The organism is Kitasatospora sp. NPDC047058, assembly GCF_040643935.1.
GTDB lineage: Bacteria > Actinomycetota > Actinomycetes > Streptomycetales > Streptomycetaceae > Kitasatospora.
In genome coordinates this window covers 1-1,733 of sequence record NZ_JBEYVJ010000796.1, presented here as the reverse complement: position 1 = coordinate 1,733, position 1,733 = coordinate 1, and the positions used below count along the sequence as shown (strand labels likewise).

2 protein-coding genes and 1 pseudogene are annotated in these 1,733 nt (G+C 75.1%); 2 read left to right on the top strand and 1 reads right to left on the bottom strand.

The features are described from left to right. Both ABZ885_RS40590 and ABZ885_RS40585 read left to right on the top strand, forming a co-directional pair. The coding region (locus ABZ885_RS40590; protein WP_360200147.1) for an AAA family ATPase at positions 1 to 538 on the top strand (538 nt) is incomplete at its 5' end. A 121-nt stretch (positions 539 to 659) separates the two neighbouring features. Beyond that, the gene (locus ABZ885_RS40585; RefSeq protein WP_360200145.1) at positions 660 to 1,469 is read left to right on the top strand and encodes a DNA-formamidopyrimidine glycosylase family protein; all 810 of its coding nucleotides are present in this window, start codon (positions 660 to 662) and stop codon (positions 1,467 to 1,469) included. Here ABZ885_RS40585 and ABZ885_RS40580 read toward each other — a convergent pair. Beyond that, positions 1,470 to 1,733: pseudogene (locus ABZ885_RS40580) on the bottom strand (hypothetical protein); the annotation flags it as partial.

Sequence of the window (1,733 nt, the reverse complement as noted above, 5' to 3'; positions counted from 1 at the left end):
GCTGATCGGCCCGGCCGGCGCCGGCAAGACCACCGTCGCCCGGCACTGGGCCGAGCGCCGCCCCACGCCGACCGCGCACATCAGCCTGGACGATGTCCGCGAGTGGGTGCAGTCCGGCTTCGCCAACCCGCAGTCCGGCTGGAACAACGCCTCCGAGGCGCAGTACCGACTGGCCCGCCGCACCTGTGGCTTCGCCTGCCGCAACTACCTCGCCAACGGCATCTCCTGCATCATCGACGACGCCGTCTTCCCGGACCGCCCGGCGATCGGCCTCGGCGGCTGGAAGCGCCACATCGGGCCCGGCATGATCCCGGTCGTGCTGCTGCCCAGCCTGGACTCGGTGCTCAGCCGCAATGCCCGGCGCAGCGGCAACCGGCGGCTCAGCGATGAGGAGGTGGCCCGGATCCACGGGCGGATGGCCGGCTGGTACAACTCCGGGCTGCCGATCATCGACAACTCGCACCTGGACGTCGCCGCGACCGCGGCCGAGCTGGATCGGGTGATCCTGGCCCGGCTGATGGGCATCCCGGTGCGCTGACCGGTCCGCCGGTCAGCACGCCGAGCGCCACCCGGGGGCACCGATGCGCTCCCCCGGGAGTGTCGGTGCCGGCTGCGATGATGGACGGGTCCTGTCGAACCACCCGGGGGAGCTGACGCCCGTGCCGGAAGGCCACATCATCCACCGCCTCGCCGCCGAGAACGCCAGGACCTTCGGCGGCCGCCCGGTCCGGGCGAGCAGCCCGCAGGGCCGGTTCGCGGACAGCGCCCGGCTGATCGACGGTCAGGTGCTCACCGGGGCGGAGGCCACCGGCAAGCACCTCTTCCTCGGCTTCGAGGGCGGCTCCTGGGTGCACGTCCACCTCGGCCTGTACGGCGGCTTCACGTTCGGCGCGGGCCCGGCGCCCGAGCCGGTCGGCCTGGTCCGGCTGCGCCTGGAGAACGACGACGCCTTCGCCGACCTGCGCGGTCCCAACACCTGCGCGCTGATCACGGACGCGGAGAAGGCCGCCGTCGCCGCCCGGCTCGGGCCGGACCCGCTGCGCGCCGACGCCGACCCGGAGCCGGCCTGGCGGCGGATATCCGGCAGCCGGACGACGGTCGCGGCGCTGCTGATGGACCAGAAGGTGCTGGCCGGCGTGGGCAACGTCTACCGCGCGGAGGTGCTGTTCCGGCACGGCATCGACCCGCACCGGGCCGGGCGCGACCTCACCCGCGCCGAGTGGGACGCCATCTGGGCCGACCTGGTCGGCCTGATGCACGAGGGCGTCGGCGCGGGCCGGATCGACACCGTCCGCCCCGAGCACACCCCCGAGGCGATGGGCCGGCCCCCGCGCGTGGACGACCACGGCGGCGAGGTCTACGTCTACCGCCGGGCCGCCATGCCCTGCCTGGTCTGCGGCACCGAGGTCCGGACGGAGGAGCACGCCTCCCGCAACCTCTTCTGGTGCCCGGGCTGCCAGCAGGCCTGATCAGCCGGCGACGGACCCGGGGTCCGGACGGCCGGCGCGGGCGACCGTCCAGGCGGCGGCCGCGCCGGCCAGGCAGAGCGGCGTGTAGAGGGCCAGGTTGAGCGGATAGAAGGCGGAGCCGGTGTCGACGCCGATGCCGGCCGCCCAGACCAGCCCGGCCAGCCCGCGGGCGAGCAGCCCGCCGGGTCGGTCCGGGCGGTGCAGCCCTCGCCGCTCTCCGCAGGAGCCGCCCAGCTGATCGGACGCGAGCGCGAACTGCTCGCC